Source organism: Dapis brunnea BLCC-M229 (assembly GCF_050015995.1).
Taxonomy (GTDB): Bacteria; Cyanobacteriota; Cyanobacteriia; order Cyanobacteriales; family Microcoleaceae; genus Trichodesmium.
The window spans coordinates 1-17,358 of the sequence record NZ_JBNHEP010000155.1 but is presented as its reverse complement, the minus strand read 5'-3'; the positions used below and the strand labels follow the sequence as shown (position 1 = coordinate 17,358).

General features: G+C 39.9%; 16 protein-coding genes. 12 read left to right on the top strand and 4 right to left on the bottom strand.

The window, feature by feature from the left end:
• Nucleotides 1-428 precede the first annotated feature (428 nt).
• From ACP6PM_RS18455 to ACP6PM_RS18415, 9 genes are all read left to right on the top strand, one after another.
• Nucleotides 429-869, top strand: coding sequence for an ATP synthase subunit I (locus tag ACP6PM_RS18455; RefSeq protein WP_426587141.1), 441 nt, complete (start codon nucleotides 429-431; stop codon nucleotides 867-869).
• A gap of 255 nt (nucleotides 870-1,124) precedes the next feature.
• Nucleotides 1,125-1,871 (top strand): F0F1 ATP synthase subunit A, encoded by a 747-nt coding sequence (atpB, locus tag ACP6PM_RS18450; protein ID WP_426587139.1) that lies wholly within the window; start codon nucleotides 1,125-1,127, stop codon nucleotides 1,869-1,871.
• 370 nt (nucleotides 1,872-2,241) lie between these two features.
• Nucleotides 2,242-2,487, top strand: a complete 246-nt coding sequence (atpE, locus tag ACP6PM_RS18445) for an ATP synthase F0 subunit C (RefSeq protein WP_011611801.1) — start codon at nucleotides 2,242-2,244, stop codon at nucleotides 2,485-2,487.
• A gap of 704 nt (nucleotides 2,488-3,191) precedes the next feature.
• Nucleotides 3,192-3,677, top strand: a complete 486-nt coding sequence (locus tag ACP6PM_RS18440) for a F0F1 ATP synthase subunit B' (RefSeq protein WP_426587137.1) — start codon at nucleotides 3,192-3,194, stop codon at nucleotides 3,675-3,677.
• Between the two features lie 164 nt (nucleotides 3,678-3,841).
• The gene (locus ACP6PM_RS18435) at nucleotides 3,842-4,375 is read left to right on the top strand and encodes a F0F1 ATP synthase subunit B (protein ID WP_426587135.1); all 534 of its coding nucleotides are present in this window, start codon (nucleotides 3,842-3,844) and stop codon (nucleotides 4,373-4,375) included.
• Nucleotides 4,372-4,920, top strand: a complete 549-nt coding sequence (atpH, locus tag ACP6PM_RS18430) for an ATP synthase F1 subunit delta (RefSeq protein ID WP_426587133.1) — start codon at nucleotides 4,372-4,374, stop codon at nucleotides 4,918-4,920. The genes ACP6PM_RS18435 and atpH overlap by 4 nt, the downstream gene beginning before the upstream one ends.
• Nucleotides 4,921-5,049: 129 nt before the next feature.
• Entirely contained in the window at nucleotides 5,050-6,567 is a 1,518-nt protein-coding gene (gene atpA, locus ACP6PM_RS18425) for a F0F1 ATP synthase subunit alpha (protein ID WP_426587131.1), read from the top strand.
• Nucleotides 6,568-6,874: 307 nt separating this feature from the next.
• Complete coding sequence (locus ACP6PM_RS18420; protein WP_426587129.1) at nucleotides 6,875-7,819, top strand: F0F1 ATP synthase subunit gamma; 945 nt, start codon at nucleotides 6,875-6,877, stop codon at nucleotides 7,817-7,819.
• 242 nt (nucleotides 7,820-8,061) lie between these two features.
• Nucleotides 8,062-8,952 carry a shikimate dehydrogenase gene (locus ACP6PM_RS18415; RefSeq protein WP_426587127.1) on the top strand — a complete coding sequence of 297 codons (891 nt, stop codon included), beginning with the start codon at nucleotides 8,062-8,064 and terminating at the stop codon, nucleotides 8,950-8,952.
• Between the two features lie 290 nt (nucleotides 8,953-9,242).
• Here ACP6PM_RS18415 and ACP6PM_RS18410 read toward each other — a convergent pair whose 3' ends face one another.
• Nucleotides 9,243-13,112: an EAL domain-containing protein gene (locus ACP6PM_RS18410; RefSeq protein ID WP_426587125.1), complete on the bottom strand. Its 3,870-nt coding sequence runs from the start codon at nucleotides 13,110-13,112 to the stop codon at nucleotides 9,243-9,245.
• Nucleotides 13,113-13,647: 535 nt separating this feature from the next.
• Between ACP6PM_RS18410 and ACP6PM_RS18405 the strand changes: the two genes are divergently transcribed.
• The 3 genes from ACP6PM_RS18405 to ACP6PM_RS18395 all read left to right on the top strand — a co-directional run bounded on the left by ACP6PM_RS18405 (nucleotide 13,648) and on the right by ACP6PM_RS18395 (nucleotide 14,867).
• Nucleotides 13,648-13,713, top strand: a complete 66-nt coding sequence (locus ACP6PM_RS18405; RefSeq protein ID WP_426587166.1) for a hypothetical protein — start codon at nucleotides 13,648-13,650, stop codon at nucleotides 13,711-13,713.
• Nucleotides 13,714-13,970: 257 nt separating this feature from the next.
• Nucleotides 13,971-14,171, top strand: a complete 201-nt coding sequence (locus tag ACP6PM_RS18400; protein ID WP_426587123.1) for a hypothetical protein — start codon at nucleotides 13,971-13,973, stop codon at nucleotides 14,169-14,171.
• Nucleotides 14,172-14,414: 243 nt separating this feature from the next.
• Nucleotides 14,415-14,867: a hypothetical protein gene (locus tag ACP6PM_RS18395; RefSeq protein ID WP_426587121.1), complete on the top strand. Its 453-nt coding sequence runs from the start codon at nucleotides 14,415-14,417 to the stop codon at nucleotides 14,865-14,867.
• A 77-nt stretch (nucleotides 14,868-14,944) separates the two neighbouring features.
• On the opposite strand, the gene ACP6PM_RS18390 is transcribed toward ACP6PM_RS18395, so the two are convergent.
• The 3 genes from ACP6PM_RS18390 to upp form a co-directional block, all read right to left on the bottom strand.
• Nucleotides 14,945-15,229, bottom strand: a complete 285-nt coding sequence (locus tag ACP6PM_RS18390; RefSeq protein ID WP_426587119.1) for a YggT family protein — start codon at nucleotides 15,227-15,229, stop codon at nucleotides 14,945-14,947.
• Between the two features lie 131 nt (nucleotides 15,230-15,360).
• On the bottom strand, nucleotides 15,361-15,657 hold the full coding sequence (locus ACP6PM_RS18385) for a ssl2009 family thylakoid membrane protein (RefSeq protein WP_426587117.1): 297 nt from the start codon (nucleotides 15,655-15,657) through the stop codon (nucleotides 15,361-15,363).
• A gap of 388 nt (nucleotides 15,658-16,045) precedes the next feature.
• Nucleotides 16,046-16,696: a uracil phosphoribosyltransferase gene (upp, locus tag ACP6PM_RS18380; RefSeq protein ID WP_426587115.1), complete on the bottom strand. Its 651-nt coding sequence runs from the start codon at nucleotides 16,694-16,696 to the stop codon at nucleotides 16,046-16,048.
• Nucleotides 16,697-17,358: the final 662 nt, after the last annotated feature.

Sequence of the window (17,358 nt, the reverse complement as noted above, 5' to 3'; positions counted from 1 at the left end):
ATTAGGGCTTGCTGATTAAATATAAAAGCATTGACTCCTAAAGGTTTTAGGCTTTTTTTTACTCAAAAAAGTCTGGCTTTTTCAGCTTGAGCAACCAGAAAGTTAGGGTTGACAGGAGAATAATTGCAGAAAAATTGAGGGATAAAATATTCGACTAACTCCTCTAAATTATCCATGTCTCCTGTCTCTTGTCTCCTGTCTCCTGTCTTCCCCTCCTGGGAGGGGTGAGGGGTAGGTTGTCTCCTCCCCTCACCCATAAGACTTTTGAGCGCAAACCCTGATTAGGTTAATTCTATCTAGACTTCTGGCTTCTGAGTTCTGACTCCTGTGCTAATAAATAATATATTCAATAAGTTTGCTCCAAGATGGTATTATGACTCTTGGCATATAAAAAAAGCCTACAACTTGTGATTAGTATCTAAAGTTTTGTGAATTCATCTGATACATCACCAGAACCCATAACTGTTGAAAATAATACTTCAGAAGTTGGTACTGTATTACCAGAACCAGATCCTTCAATACAAGAGTATTACACACTGCAACAGGAATTATATGTAATCACCTTGACAATTACAGGTATAATATTTATCTTTGTCTGGGTTTTTTACTCCCTAAACATAGCTCTTAATTATTTGATAGGAGCAGCGACAAGTGTGGTTTACTTAAGAATGTTGGCTAAAGATGTTGAACGTATTGGCAGAGAAAAAGGAGGTCTGAGTAAAACAAGACTAGCTATGTTTATTGGGTTGATTATAGTAGCAACTCAGTTAAATGAGCTAAAAATTTTACCGATTTTCCTAGGATTTCTGACTTACAAAGCAGCCCTAATAATATATGTACTGCGAACATCGCTGATGCCTAACTCATAGGTATATCAAAAAAAAGCGGTCAGCAGTCAGCAGTTAGCAGTCAGCAGTCAGCAGTCAGCAGTCAGCAAGATTATTTCTTTAAAGTTTAGAAGGCGATTTAAACCTCTCCTAAACGATCCTGCACAACAGTTGCAGGGGATTTTAACCCAGTAGGGGCGAATGGCCATTCGCCCCTACAAGCTGAGAGCTGAATGCTAAAAGCTGATAGCTAGTTAATCCACACTTTGACATAAATCGGGAAGCCTGAGAACCAAAATGCTAGATGTTTTAAACACTATTAACTTTTTACCTCTGGCTGAATTGGAAGTTGGCCAGCATTTTTACTGGGAGCTAGGTAGTCTCAAAATACATGGGCAAATTATACTCACATCCTGGTTTGTGATTGCCCTGATACTTTTGGCTGCTTTTTTATCCTCACTCAATGTGCAGCGAATTCCTAGTGGGATGCAAAATTTCATGGAGTCTGTCCTGGAATTTATCCGCAGCCTAACTAAAGACCAGATAGGTGAAAAAGATTATCGCCCTTGGGTACCATTTGTTGGTACATTGTTCTTATTTATATTTGTGTCAAATTGGTCAGGAGCGCTAGTTCCTTGGAAAGTAATAGAACTACCTTCAGGAGAACTAGCTGCCCCTACAAGTGACATTAATACAACAGTGGCATTGGCACTACTGACTTCCATAGCATATTTTTATGCAGGTATCAGTAAAAAAGGATTAGGATATTTTGCCGGTTATGCCCAGCCAGTACCTTTTATGGTCCCATTTAAGATCATAGAAGATTTTACCAAACCTCTATCCCTAAGTTTCCGTTTATTTGGTAATATTCTCGCGGATGAATTGGTAGTAGGAGTGTTAGTTCTGCTAGTACCTCTGTTTATCCCTCTACCACTAATGGTTTTGGGTCTATTCTTAAGTGCTATTCAGGCACTAATTTTTGCTACCCTAGCTGCTAACTACATCGGAGAAGCATTAGAAGAACACGGTGAACATCACGATTAAGAGAATAAGTAGGCAGTAGAAAAAAAACTTGCTAAAAAAAAACTCAAAATCTGGTATTCTAAGCTGTTAGTGGGATAAAAAGTTACCAGATTCATATAGATTGAAGATGGTAGAGTAAAAAGTCCCTACAAAAAGAAGAATCCAGGGTGTCAGAACCCCTGGAGATGTCAAAAGTAAAATTCAGAGTTGATCAGTGATGTGAGATAAAAGCAAGAAATTTGAACTGGTTCAGTTTCATACTCCACTTCAATCATCACATAAATTCATCTAAAAGAGTGACCATTGTGTAGTTGATTGCACTACAGTGTAATCAATATATTTCTAATCGTCAAGTTTGTACTTTAAGTTAAACAAAGGAAAGAGAATTATTATGGATCCATTGATTGCTGCTGCTTCCGTTGTTGCTGCTGCTTTAGCTGTAGGTTTAGGTGCTATTGGTCCTGGAATTGGTCAAGGAAATGCAGCAGGTCAAGCTGTAGAAGGTATTGCCCGTCAGCCAGAAGCAGAAGGAAAAATTCGAGGCACATTACTGTTGAGCTTGGCATTTATGGAAGCTTTAACAATTTACGGTCTAGTGGTATCACTGGTGTTATTATTTGCTAACCCCTTTGCATAAAAACCCCGATCTATAGAAATTAGGGTTAATCGGCAGTATTAAAATAATTAGACAAAGTTAGACATAACTAGATATTTATTGTGATATACTAGCTTGATGTCTAACTTGTTAGCGGTATTTTAAGCTGCAGAACTGCTAGGAGTGTTAACAAAAACAATTACCTAAATAACACGGTAGCATGAAAGCCATCGTCTTTTAAGCGATGGATGAAAGGCGAGGAGTCGGATTTTAATCCGAACAAAAGTAAGCAGAAAGCTAAGTTTAGACTTAAGCCGACTGTGTAGGGGCACTTTGACTTGTCCCCAGAGAGTGTATCTTTGGTCAGCTAAGAAAAGACGGAGCAACACGGATAAATCGCTGTTGCGTAGTATCAACTTAGAATCCCCGTGACTTTAGTCCGGAGAGTAGTCAAGACTATGGGAAACTGAAGGACAGATAGAATCAATCCGTCCCGAACTTAGTCATCTGTGAACAAAGGAAAACTATGTGTATCAGTAGGTGGAGTTCCCACCGATTTTAAGCCTGTCGAGATAAAAAGGTTACAGACTGCGGTCAGTGATTCTTGCGTTAAGCAGGAAACTAGCTCCAAATCTCAATTCCGATGTTTTGAGTAAGTTTGGGTAAGTTTAGTAGAACGGATTTTAGATTTTGGATCTCGAAAATCTAAAATCAAAAGCTATGGGAACCACCAAAGATTAGAGAAAATGATAAATTGGACAATTTTACTAGCTGTTGAAGAAGTAGCAGAAAAGGGTGGTTTGTTTGACATAAACGCAACTCTACCCTTAATGGCAATTCAATTTCTACTTCTGGCTTTTGTCTTGGACAAAATTTTTTATAAGCCTCTGGGTAAAGCTATAGATTCTCGTGCAGATTATATTCGCGACAATCAACTAAAAGCAGAAGAACGTTTGGCAAAGGCTAAACAATTAGCCGAACAATACGAGCAAGAGTTAGCAGAAACCCGTAAAAAATCTCAGGCAGTTATTGCTACAGCTCAAGCAGAAGCTCAGAAAATAGCAGCCACAAAAGTTGCTGAAGCTCAACAAGAAGCACAAGCGAAAAGAGAACAAGCAGCTCAAGAAATAGAACAGCAAAAGCAAACAGCTTTACAACAGTTAGAAGAACAGGTAGACTCTCTCAGTCGCCAAATTCTAGAAAAACTATTAGGACCAGAATTGGTCAGATAGCCAATAATCTTCTTTTTTGAAGATGCCGATGGAGGCAGCAAATAATGAAAGGGTTTGTGAGAATTTTTCACAAACATTGGGATATACCCCCTCAGTAGATACTTCTATTGTGCATTGTTAACAAATGTTAGCAAAATCGTATCGGCTAACTATCACAAAATATCATGCTAAATGTTTTATTGCTAGCCACAGAAGCTAGTGCAGAAGAAGGTTTTGGTCTAAACCTGGATCTTTTAGACACAAACTTGATTAATTTAGGAATTCTAATTGCAGTTTTGCTGTATTTTGCGCCAGGGTTTATCGGGAAAATTCTCAAGGAAAGACGCGCTACTATTGAACAGGCCATCAAAGAAGCAGAACAGCGTCAACAAGAAGCAGCAGCAGCATTAGCAGAGCAACAACAAAATTTGACCCAAGCTCAAGCAGAAGCAGAAAAAATTCTGGCTACTGCTGAAACAAGGGCGCAGGAAGTCAAGGAAAGAATTGCACTGCAGGCCGAACAAGATGTGGAACGGATGAAAGCTACTGCTAACCAAGAAATGGATTCTGAAAGGGATAGGGCAATTGCTCAACTGCGCTCAATTGTGGCATCTAAAGCATTGGCACAAGTAGAAACTCGGCTCAAAGAAACTTTAGATGAGAATGCCCAGCAACAATTAATAGATCGTAGCATGGGGCTATTAGGAGGTCAATTATGAGTGTAATTGCTGGTGAAATTGTAGAACCCTACGCAGCAGCTCTAATGTCCTTGGCTAAATCAAAAGAGTTGACTGAGAGATTTGCTGAAGATGTGCGTGGCCTGATTAATATTATGGATGAATCCCCAGAATTGAAGCAATTTATGGGAAATCCAGTTATTAAGCCAGATGATAAAAAAGCAGTGGTACAACGCATGGTGGGAGAGCAGGTAGATCCCTTTATGCGTAATTTTTTAATGCTGCTAATTGATAGAGGTCGGATTATTTTTTTAGAACAGATTGGGAAACAATACCTAGCATTATTGCGGGAACTGAATCAAACTGTTTTAGCAGAAGTGACCTCGACAGTAGAATTAAACGAAGACCAAAAAAATACAGTCTGCGAACGAGTCAAATCAATGACTGGTGCAAGGGAAGTAGAAATCGAAACTAAAATAGACCCAAATTTATTGGGTGGTGTCATTATCAAAATAGGTTCTCAGATAATTGACTCTAGTCTACAAGGACAACTGCGTCGAATTGGTATTAGCCTTAAAGCAGTATAGCAGAATTAAGAATTCAGAATTCTCAATTCAGAAATTAGATTCTTGCTGTGAGTATTTTTGAGAGGAGCGAGAATGTCCTAATAATACTCGCTCAATTTTTGTAAAACAACTTGACAACAGAAAAAGAAAATGGTATCAATCAGACCTGACGAAATTAGCCAAATTATTCGCGACCAGATAGAACAGTATGAGCAAGATGTAAAAGTATCTAATGTTGGTACTGTTCTTCAAGTAGGTGATGGTATTGCCCGTATTTATGGGCTAGACAAAGTAATGGCTGGAGAACTGGTAGAGTTCGCAGATGGTACTGTAGGTATTGCCCAAAACCTAGAAGAGGATAACGTAGGTGCAGTATTAATGGGTGAAGGCAGGGAAATTCAAGAAGGCTCTGCTGTAACCGCTACAGGTAGAATTGCCCAGGTGCCAGTAGGAGATGGGTTGATTGGCCGAGTGGTTGATGGCCTCGGTCGCGCAATTGACGGTAAAGGAGATATTCAAACTACTGACAGTCGCCTGTTGGAATCACCAGCTCCAGGAATTATCGATCGCCGTTCTGTTCATGAACCAATGCAAACAGGTATTACGGCGATTGACTCCATGATTCCTATTGGTAGAGGTCAGCGAGAACTGATTATCGGTGATAGACAAACAGGTAAAACAGCGATCGCCATTGATACTATCATTAACCAAAAAGGTGAAGATGTTGTTTGTGTATATGTAGCTATTGGTCAAAAAGCTTCCACAGTAGCTCAGGTAGTAGGTACTCTAGAAGAAAAAGGTGCACTGGATTATACGGTTGTAGTAGCTGCTAATGCTAGTGACCCTGCAACTCTACAATACTTAGCTCCTTATACTGGTGCTTCTATTGCCGAATACTTTATGTACAAAGGCAAAGCAACTTTGGTAATCTATGATGACCTCTCGAAGCAAGCTCAAGCTTATCGTCAGGTATCCTTACTACTACGTCGTCCACCAGGTCGTGAAGCATATCCAGGAGACGTATTTTATCTCCACTCCCGTCTCCTAGAAAGAGCTGCTAAACTCAGTGACAAACTCGGTGCAGGTAGTATGACTGCCCTACCAATTATTGAAACTCAAGCAGGTGACGTTTCAGCTTACATCCCCACTAATGTAATTTCTATTACTGACGGTCAAATTTTCTTATCTAGTGACCTATTTAACTCAGGTTTCCGTCCGGCGGTGAATGCTGGTATTTCTGTATCCAGGGTGGGTTCTGCGGCTCAAACTAAAGCAATTAAAAAAGTTGCTGGTAAAATTAAGCTAGAACTAGCTCAGTTTGCTGAATTAGAAGCATTTTCTCAGTTTGCTTCTGACCTGGATAAAGCTACCCAAAACCAACTCGCACGAGGTCAGCGCTTGCGGGAGATTTTGAAACAAGATCAAAACTCACCTCGCCCACTTGATAACCAGGTAGCAGTGATTTATTCTGGTATTAATGGTTACTTGGATGATATTCCCCTTGAAAAGGTGACTAGATTTATTTCTGGTTTACTAGATTACTTGAACAACAGTAAGCCTAAATTCGGTGAAATCATCAAAACTGAAAAGGTACTTACCGATGAAGCACAAACTCTCTTAAAAGAGGGTATCACTGAATATAAGCAGACATTTTTGGTGTCAGCTTAGTAAATTAGTTGCTCCGAAGCATAGATAGTTAGTGGTTAGTTGTTAATAGTAAACAGACAATTAGCCACTGATTATTTATTAATAATAGGACTTACGCACCCAAACATGAAACCGGGTTTATTTCCCTAATTATTGTTTTTCACTCTCAGGAAATTTTGTTGATAACCCGGTTTCTGCTTAGGTCTTAAATTAAGATGGATTTACGGAATAAAGAAAGTTGAATCTAGTTGACCTAGAAGAAAAAGTCAAGGTTTTTCCTTCTTCCTTCCTCCTTCCTTCTTCCTTCCTTCTTCCTTATTTAAAAACAATGCCTAATTTAAAAGCTATTCGCGATCGTATCAAGTCGATCAAAAACACGAAAAAGATTACAGAAGCAATGCGTCTAGTGGCAGCAGCTAAAGTGCGTCGTGCCCAAGAGCAAGTAATTGCTACTCGTCCTTTCGCCGACCGCCTTGCCCGAGTTTTATATGGACTTGCCGAACGTTTACAGTTTGAAAGTGTAGATTTACCTCTACTCCAACAAAGAGAAGTCAAAACAGTCGGGTTATTAGTAATTTCTGGAAATCGTGGTCTGTGTGGTAGTTATAATAGCAGTATTATTAAACGGGCAGAAACTAGGGCGCGTGAACTCACACAACAAGGAATTGATTATAAATATATATTGGTAGGGCGTAAAGCAATTCAATATTTCCAACGTAGAGAAGCTCCAATTTTAAATACTTATGATAACCCTGAAAAAATCCCAACCGCTGAGAACGCTTCAGGGGTTTCTGATGAGATGCTTGCTGCTTTTCTCTCAGGATCAATAGATAGAGTAGAGTTAATTTATACTAAGTTTATCTCACTAATTAGCTCTAAACCTGTAGTTCAAACTCTCTTACCTCTCGATCCTCAAGGTTTAGAAGTTCAGGATGATGAAATCTTCCGTTTAACTACTAAAGGTGGTGAGTTTGAAGTATCACGAGAAACTGTCTCTGTACCTACTAAAAGTTTACCCCGCGACATGATTTTTGAGCAAGAGCCAACTCAAATTTTAGAGGCTCTCTTGCCATTATTTTTGACTAACCAGTTATTGAGAGCATGGCAAGAGTCATCTGCTAGTGAGTTAGCATGTCGGATGACTGCAATGAGTAATGCTAGTGATAATGCTAGTGAATTAGCTGGTACATTAACTCTTTCTTATAATAAAGCTCGGCAAGCTGCTATTACTCAAGAACTGCTTGAGGTTGTAGGTGGTGCTAATGCTCTATAGCAATTCTTTCTTCAGTTATCAGTTATCAGTTATCAGTTGTCAAAGAATCTTTGTATTTGTCTGACGATAGCACGACTGTTGAGAATTCTATTGTGAATACGTCTGGGATGACTCAGGCGTATTTTTTCTTATAGCAGGGAATAGGGAATAGGGAACAGGGAATAGTTGGAAAAATATTTCCCCATTCAATCTCCCCTACTCCACTACTCCGCTAGTCCCTACTCCCTACTCCCTATTTTATTATGATTACAGGTAAAACAAAATTATTAGGAGTCATTGGTTATCCTGTTGAACATTCTCTGTCTCCGCTTATGCACAATGCTGCAATTCAAGCAATAAATAATCAACAAGATCAACAAAGTTTAATTGATTATGTTTACCTACCTTTTCCAATTAAACCGGAAGATTTAAACACAGCTATTGCTGGATTTTCTGCTATTGGCGTTCATGGTTTTAATATTACTATTCCTCATAAACAAGCAATAATACCACTTTTATCAGAAGTGTCGGATATTGCTCAGGTAGTGGGAGCTGTTAATACTGTTTATCGAACAAATAAAGGATGGGTAGGGACGAATACAGATGTAGCAGGATTTCTTGCTCCACTACAAACCTATAATTGGAATTGGCATCAAAAAGTTGCGGTAATTTTGGGTAATGGTGGTGCTTCTCGTGCAGTTGTGGCGGGTTGCGCTCAGTTAAGTTTTGCAGAGATTCATGTTGTTGGTCGTTCGGAAGATAAATTAACTGCTTTTCAGCAAAGTTGGGTTAATTCTCCTCTGCCAGTAAATCTGAAAATACATAAGTGGGATGAATTGTCAAGCTTAATTGCACAGGCAGATTTGTTAGTGAATACGACTCCTATAGGAATGTACCCCAATATTCAGGAGTCTCCAGTGGATGAAGCTATTTTTGACAACTTGTCTCCTGGAGCAATAGTCTATGATTTAATTTATATTCCTAACCCAACTAAATTTATTCGGCAAGCTCAGGTGAGGGGAGCGATCGCTATTGATGGTTTAGAAATGTTGGTTCAACAAGGGGCTACTGCTTTAGAATTATGGTTACAACAGTCTGTACCTGTGGATGTTATGCGTGATTCTTTGTGTGAACATTTAGGTTTGAGTAAATAAAAAATTAGTCAGCGTAGTAGCGCGTCTAGCTTGAAAATGTGGGTAAAAAAACCTAACCCCCCAACCCCCTTCCCTAAAAGGGAAGGGGGAGAATATTTCCCCCCTCTCCTTGCAGGAGAGGGGTCGGGGGAGAGGTCTTCCGGGTTGCTGAAACTTACCCAACAAATTAAGCTTGACGCGCCAGTAGGTTGGGTTGAGGAACGGAAACCCAACAACAATAGTGCAAAATTTTTACTAGACCGACATAGCTAATGAATCTGCATTATATCATTGGGGGGGCTCTCTTTCTGCTAAAATAAATTTTCCCAAAACTCTGGATTTTCTATTAATTGCTTCGCTTCTGTCGCCGGAACGGGGTGAGAAAAAAAGTACCCTTGACCATTGTCACAACCGAATTCTTTCACTTGTCTGAATTGTTCTAAGGTTTCGACCCCCTCAGCAGTTACATTAAGTTCGAGCTGGCGTGCTAAACTGATAATTCCCCTAGTGATACCCACTAGGGACGAACTTGAATCGAAAGACTGCACAAAAGACTGGTCAATTTTAATCTTATCTATGGGAAGACGATGTAGGTAGGACAGGGATGAATACCCAGTGCCAAAATCATCAAGAGCAATACTTATCCCTAGTCTCTTGATACTTAATAGTAAGGTCTCAACATCACTGCTATGGCCGATAAAGGAGCTTTCTGTCAATTCAAGGCAAATTTGCTCGGGGTTGACACCTGATTCACTAATGGCTAAATTTACGTTATTGATGAAGTTCGGGTGCAGGAGAAAATCAGGGGAAATATTGATATTCATCCGAAATGCTTTGTTGAAATCAAATTCCTGATTCCATTGACTCATCTGATGGCAAGCTTCCTTAAAAATCCAACTTTCTAATGCTGGCATAAGATGGGAAGTTGCAACAACGGGTAAAAATTCTATGGGAGCAAGTAATCCTCGCTGAGGATGCTGCCAACGTATCAAGGCTTCAAACCCCTTCAACGACTGACTCGAAAAATCTATCAACGGTTGATAATACAGGACAAACTCTTCCTGCTCTAACGCCTGGTATAAGCTTGCCTTCAGTTCTGCTTGGCTTTCCCGTTTAGACCGCATGGAAGGATGAAAGAGCGCTATATTTCCCGGTCCTTGGTGTTTAGCCTCGTACATTGCTATGTCGGCATTTTCTAAGATAACTGTGTCACTCTGCCACTGATGGTCTGGAGAATAAAAGGCAATACCAATACTGACGGTGATGGATAATTGGGAATTGCCAATAGTTAGGGGTGCAGCGATCGCTGATTGAATGCGAGATGCCACCTCCATTACTACTTTTGAACTAGCAGTTTTTGCTAGCAAAATGGCAAACTCATCTCCCCCTAAGCGAGATATAATATCCCCTGGGCGAACAGTATTATTGAGGCGTCGCGCGACTTCCACCAGCAGTTGGTCGCCAGCAGCATGGCCTAGGGTATCGTTTACTTCTTTAAAGGCATCTATATCTAGGTATAGCAGAGCAAATTGATAAGAAGTATCGCGACTGATACGAGCGATCGACAATTTGAGAGTTTCCAAGAAAAAGGCTCTATTAGCTAACTCGGTTAATGTATCAAAAAATGCTTGACGTTGCAGATCGTTTTGAAGATTCTTCAGGTCATTAACGATAACCAAGGTGAGTACGACACCATTGCTTGTGCCATCTTCCCGCAAATAAGGCAAAATCCTTAGTAGTAAGCTATCTTCTGTGTTGAGATTGGTAGCTTCTATTTCTTGAGAATTTTGAGTTTTGGCGACTTGCTGAACTAGAGATATTAAATTATTGATATCCAGGTAATTCACCAGTTCGGTCAGGGGTCTGCCGATATCCCCCACACGAAAGTTAAATACTTTGGCAGCAGCAGGCGTATATTTACGGATATTAAAATCCGCGTCTAGAAACACAACACCAATATCGGTACTCTGCAGTAGATTATCAATATCGGCGCTGAGTTCGGTCAGCTCTTCAATGCGTTCCTGATTTTCAGCATTAACGGTGTAGAGTTCTTCATTAACTGATTGCAGTTCTTCGTTGGTGCTTTGTAGTTCTTCATTGGAAGCCACCAGTTCTTCATTAGTCGCCTGTTGTTCTTCGTTAGCAGTTTCTAGCTCTTCAATGGTGGTTTGCAGATTTTCGCGAGTCTGCTGCAGTTCAAATTCCAGCTCTCGAATTTGCATAGACATAGCTGAATTAGGATCAAAATCTAAATCTGTCGAGGCTGCCATAGACTCAGTGGGGGTCACCAGTTCCAACAGCACAATTATCTGAATTTCCGAGCTGGTATCATCCTCCTCCACTTTCCCTACCCAAAGATTAATCCTTTGCTGAGACTCCAACTCCGATACCTGGATGTCGTTGTAGACTACCGACTGCCGATCCCGCTTCACACGATGCAAAGCCGTACTCAAGGGTATCTTGATGTTTGGTGGCACAATATCTAATATATTTGTACTGATTTCTCCCAGGGGAAGTTCCAGGAACCTAGCAGTGTTAATCAATATATGCATAATCTGATGATTTTGATTGACTACCACACAAGTGACTGGTTGCTCGCCAAAGCGCAGCTTAAAAACAGATTTCAGCCAGGTTTCGTAAATAGGTCGCCCTGATTTTACTGGTTTGTACATGGTCACAGGCTGAATAGTAGCAGATTTGACGATCCGACTGACCGGTAGTTGAACATCCTCGCGTTTACGGAAGATTTTCCACTGCTGGTTAATGGAATCAAATGCGTGGGGTATGATTCCCAAATTTTCCGCAGGTCCAAGGATTAAAACCCCGCTTCTTGCTAGGGAGAAGTGCAGCAGCATTAGCACCTGTTCCTGCAAAACAGATTGCATATAAATTAGTAAATTACGGCAACTAACAAGGTGCATCTGAGAAAAGCCTGGATTTTTCGTCAAATCATGGGAGGCAAAAACGACCTGGGAACGAATAGACTTTTTGATCCGATAAGTTGAACCTTCAGCAACAAAGTAAGATTCCAGCCGTTCTGTTCCTATATCTTGAACAATATTGTCACTATAAATCCCTTGAGAAGCAATAGCCAAAGCCTCCTGGTCGATATCAGTAGCAAACAGCTTTACCGGATGTTTTTCCTCCATATTCTGCATTACCTCATCAACAACAATGGCTAGAGAATAGGCTTCTTCCCCAGTGGAACATCCGGTCACCCAAAGCCGGAGGGGGTTGCCTGGCTCCAAGGTTTCCAGTAGGGAGGGTAGCACTTCTGTTTGCAGCAAATACCACATCTCAGGATCGCGGAAGAAACGGGTAGCTCCAATCAGCAAATCTTGTCGCAGATTTTTAACTTCTTCTACATTCTCATTCAGGTAAGTGATGTATTCAGAAATTGTATTGACTTTAGAGAGCAGTAACCGATGGATGATACGACGGTTCAGAGTCCCTGGTTTGTACAAGGAAAAGTCAATATTTTCCTGCTTTTGCAAAATATCTAGAATTTCGGTCAGTTGCTCAGGAAGCAGTAGCGTTGTAGAATTTCTAGTCAGAGATTCCTGGGTACGGGTGTAACTAATTATATCACACACTGCCTGAGCTAATTCTTCTGGAGAGAGGATTTCATCCACCAGCCCTGAACTGAGGGAGCTACTGGGGATAGCCCCGAATTGGGTTGTATCCTGGGACTGTACGAGGGCTACACCCCCCGCCCTGCTAATAGCTTTGAGGCCCTCAGTACCGTCGTGCCCCGTACCAGATAGCAAAATACTGATACAGCGATCGCCTCGTTCCTGAGCTAGACTCAAAAAGAAATAGTCAATAGGATAATCAATTTGTTTCTCCTGACGCTCTTCTAACCACAATTGTTGTCCCTGTAACCTGACCACGAACCCTGGGGGCAGCACATATATGCTATTCTGGACAATGGCCATGCCGTTCTCGATCGGGTAAACTGGCAGTGTAGTGCGTCGCTGTAGCAGCTCTACCATTAAACTGCGATAGTCTGGCGATAGGTGCTGCACCACGATAAAGGTCGCACCAGGCTCAGGTAGCAAACTACTAAAAAAGGCTTCGATGGCTTGAAGTCCACCTGCTAATGCGCCAATACCTACCACGAAGCTTGTAGGTGGGAAATTTTGGTTGGGTTGGGGTTGAGGAGTCTTATTAGATTCTGTCATATAGTTAATTAATAATTAATTATTAGCTCTGCTCAAAAGTGCAAAACTTGTAGTTGCAATAAGCGTAGTGGCTTGTATAGACTAAAATTGTGGTTCATTAATGGATAATTACCTCTCCCTAAAACGGATTGGATTGACGCGGAGCGTGAAAATTTTTTCTGATCAAGGGGAGATTGGATATGTCGAGGTCTCCTACCCATCCCATCCTACTTCATGCTCCGCTTTCCGACCGCTCTCTTGGTCGATTGGAGGCTAGCGAGGTTTCCTCGCCATCCCTCGACTGCTTATTTCTCCTTTAAAGGAGAAGCTTTAAACCTTAATTATTCGGTAAAAAAACCTACTACTGAAAGCTCTGCTTTTCATGTCGGGGATAGCCTAAACGACGACTTTTTTCCCCTTGAAAGAGGAGGCTATGGACCTTATTTCTTGGTCAAATCAGCATTTACTGTAATTCCCTTTTATGGTATCATTCTAGCTATGCTCACCCTCAACTACACTTATCGAATTTATCCCAACCACCCAACAGGTCGAGTTATTGAATGAATGGCTCGAAACTTGTTATTATGTTTATAATTATGCTCTTGGAGAACTCAAGGATTAGATTGCTTCGGTGAAAATGTCCAATAGATAGGTGTAGTTTGGAGTGTGAATATATCATAAGTGCTGATTATCCATTCCCTGGATATCAGGAACAGCAAAACAACCTCTCCAAGGCTAAGAAAGAGTTTCGTACGACTAGCTGCGCTTCCTTCTCAGGTATTGCAGACAACTATCCGAAGATTGCATGATGCTTGGGACTTTTTCTAAAAAAGAGGTTATGGATTTCCCCTGTTCAAAAAGTACGGACAAATAAAGTCCATGTTGTTTCCTCAATTCACAGTCAATCTAATTACAGGATGGCAAGTCAAACTCCCAAAACTGGGAATTGTCCAAATCAACCTACATCGTCCAATACCTGACGGTTTTGTTGTTAACCAAGTAAGAACCCTCAAAAAAGCGATGGGGTGGTTTGTTCTAATTACTATTCAATCTGAGGATGTCACTTATATGCGATCGTGATTCTTACCGAAAAATTGGGTTTAAATCCTCGCCTATAAGCGGGCGACTTTTTAGTTGTTTTTTTTTATAGATATAGATATGTTATATTTTTGTTATTGGTCGCAGACGGGCAGTCCGAGAAAAAAAATGGACGTGGAGGCAAGCCTAAGACTTGCGTATAGTGAGCAGCAGCCTGTGAAACGTCAACCCACCGAGGATCTTCGGCTCGCCGGAAGGAATCCCCGTTCCTTTAGGCGAGGAAGGATGTCAACTAATATTATTATCTGCGGCTTAATTGCCATAGTAACTTGGTTGTGGAGTAGCCCTGCTTGGGCATTAATTCCAATTAAACTATATAATATAGACTACAAAGATTGTCCCCCCAGTCTATCAACAGGAATTATCAGCAGTGGTTCTAGTATGGGAGCTAACTGCTTTATCATCAGTGGAAAAGCCCAAAATGCTTCTGGTAAAAATGTGTATGATGCTGATGTGTATGGACGTATTTATGATGCTAATAACAATAACGTCATGCAAAATCGTACCAGACTTGGTTCAATTCCAGAAGTTCCAGCACTTACTACGACTGATTTTGAAATTAGAGTTTCTATACCAGCAAATCTACCTACTCCCTTAAAACTTAAGCAGTTTAAATCATCTGGCTTTCCTAGTAAAGTTCGGTGGGAGCAAACTATTGAAGAGTTTGAGGGATTTTAATATTTAAAGGCAGATATAGTTATAGGAATAAATACCTATTTCTCAATCTGCCCCAAAGTTTTTTAATGTAATGGATTTTAATAAACAGCCAGACTACCTAATAATCCAGTTAAAATTTGAGCTACAAACTGGAGAGCAAAGATAGCAATTATGGGAGAAAAGTCAATACCTCCCAGGGGTGGAATAATAGAACGAAATATATTGAGATAAGGATCTGTCAACTGACTCAATACGGAAAATGGTGGGTCATACCAATTAACATTAGGGAACCAACTTAACAAAATCCTAATGAACATCAAAACCAAATAGAAGCTCACAAAAGTTGATAATGTCTGGGCTAATAGTCCTATGGAAGCATTCATAAATATTATTATTCTGAAACTACAAACAACCAATAAGTTATATAATTAGAGTTTAGCATAGCTTTGTCCTATTTAGCGACCCAGAGCTATCTCTAAAATCTACACAATATACTCATTCTTCACTCACAGAGCTAGCGATCTGTCTTTTCCAAAGATCCATTTACAGCGCCTATTTGCTGGCGAACTTCATCAATTGCTTGATTCAACTGTGCTATTTTACCCTCCAAACTTTGGCGAGTCTCTTCTATAGCTTCTGTTTCTTGGGTGGATTTTTCTTTTTCAGAATCTTGGCTATCCAATAAATTTTCTGCTACATCAGTATCATCAGATATCCTTGCTCCGATTAAAATTCCGAATAATCCACCTACCAGGCCACCAACTGCTACACCTGCCATCAAACCACTTGCAAAACCATTTTTATTACTCATATTTAGCAAACAGCTAATTATTTAGATTCTATTTACTTGAGGACTTACCCACAAAAATCCAGTTTATAGGAGAAATCTTTAGTTTTAAGAATAGAAATCTACAAGAAAACAAGGTTTAGTGGGTTTGTATGCGTAAGTCTTTATAGTTATTATAGTATTTTTTTTTACTAAAACATAACATATTACTAATAAAATTTCAAAATTATACACTAAGGTTGACGAAGAAGGCTTTAATTATCTAGGAGAGAGGGATTAAGGCTTCAAAGGAGAAAAAAACTTACTTAAACTTAGGTAGATATTTCCCAAGAGTTTACACAAACCATACTAACGGACATGATATGAAATCTAGCTTCGAGACAAAAATTTTTCACGTTATTTTTACCAAGTCCTAAGTACCAAAAATTCGGTCGCCCGCATCACCAAGGCCTGGTACAATATAACCAACATCATTTACAATCTCATCAATAGTTGCTGTATAAATAGCCAAGCTCGGATAAGCAGTACCTAGTTTTTGTAGAGCAGGTTTAGCAGCTACTACAGAAATGATTCTTACAGCAGTGGGGTCAACTCCACGCTGAGTTAATTCAGCCATTGCCTGCATAATTGTGCCACCAGTAGCTAACATTGGGTCGCAAATCAAAACCCGAACATTAGGGTCAAATTGGGGGGGTAACTTATTCAAATAACAACTAGCTTCAAGAGTTTCTTCATTCCTGATCATACCCAAATGATAGATAGATGCCAAGGGTAAAACAGTTTGAGCGCCTTCTAATAATCCCAGACCAGCTCGGAGGATAGGTATTACTACTATGGGAGCTTGAGGATTGACAAAAGTGGCAGAACATTCACCTAAAGGAGTCTGTACTGTTGTTTCTACCACAGGCAACCAATCTCGAATCGCTTCATAAGTTAACCATCTACCTAATTCTGTAATTGCAGAGCGAAACAGTGCTGAGGGTGTATTAACATCACGAGCTACACCCAACCAATGCTTTACCAATGGATGGGGTGGGACATAAACACGCAGTTGTAGAGCCATAATTTCTAAATCCCCCCATAGTACCTAATATTAATAGGACTTACGCAAAGAAACTCGGTTGCTAGGAAAAATAATTGGTTTGAACAATAGACATCTTCAAAAAAAACCGGGTTTCTGGGTTCTAGTGCGTAAGTCTTGATTAATTTTAAATTACCACAGATATGTACTAATCAATAAATATTTTCCGAAAAAACATCAGAATTATTATAGATAAGGTAAGTATTTCCTGCGGAATGCGGAGCTAACAGTAGTTAGCTTTTAGCTTGCCTCCTGGGTAGGAACTGGGTTATTCGCAGTTATTATAATTAGGCTCGTATTGTCTTGAAATAATAAATTATTATTGATATATTTGAGATAATTTTTAGCATAAATAAGTGGCTCTTCAGTTAATATAACTATTCTCAAAAAAACCTTGCTTAATTTATCAAAAAACTCAGATATGATTCCGATATAGCTGAATAGTTGCTAGATATAGATAAAGTTAAATATTACAAGTATTTAAAATAATCGCCAATGGGGTATATTAAAGGAAATTTTTGTCAATATTTAGGGTATATTATAGCAATTCCCATACTGGTGAGATACAAAATTCCTTGGTTTTAGGGAACAGGGAACACTTAACTGGGAATAGGAAGTAGGGAGTAGTAATTCTGGTTCCGTAG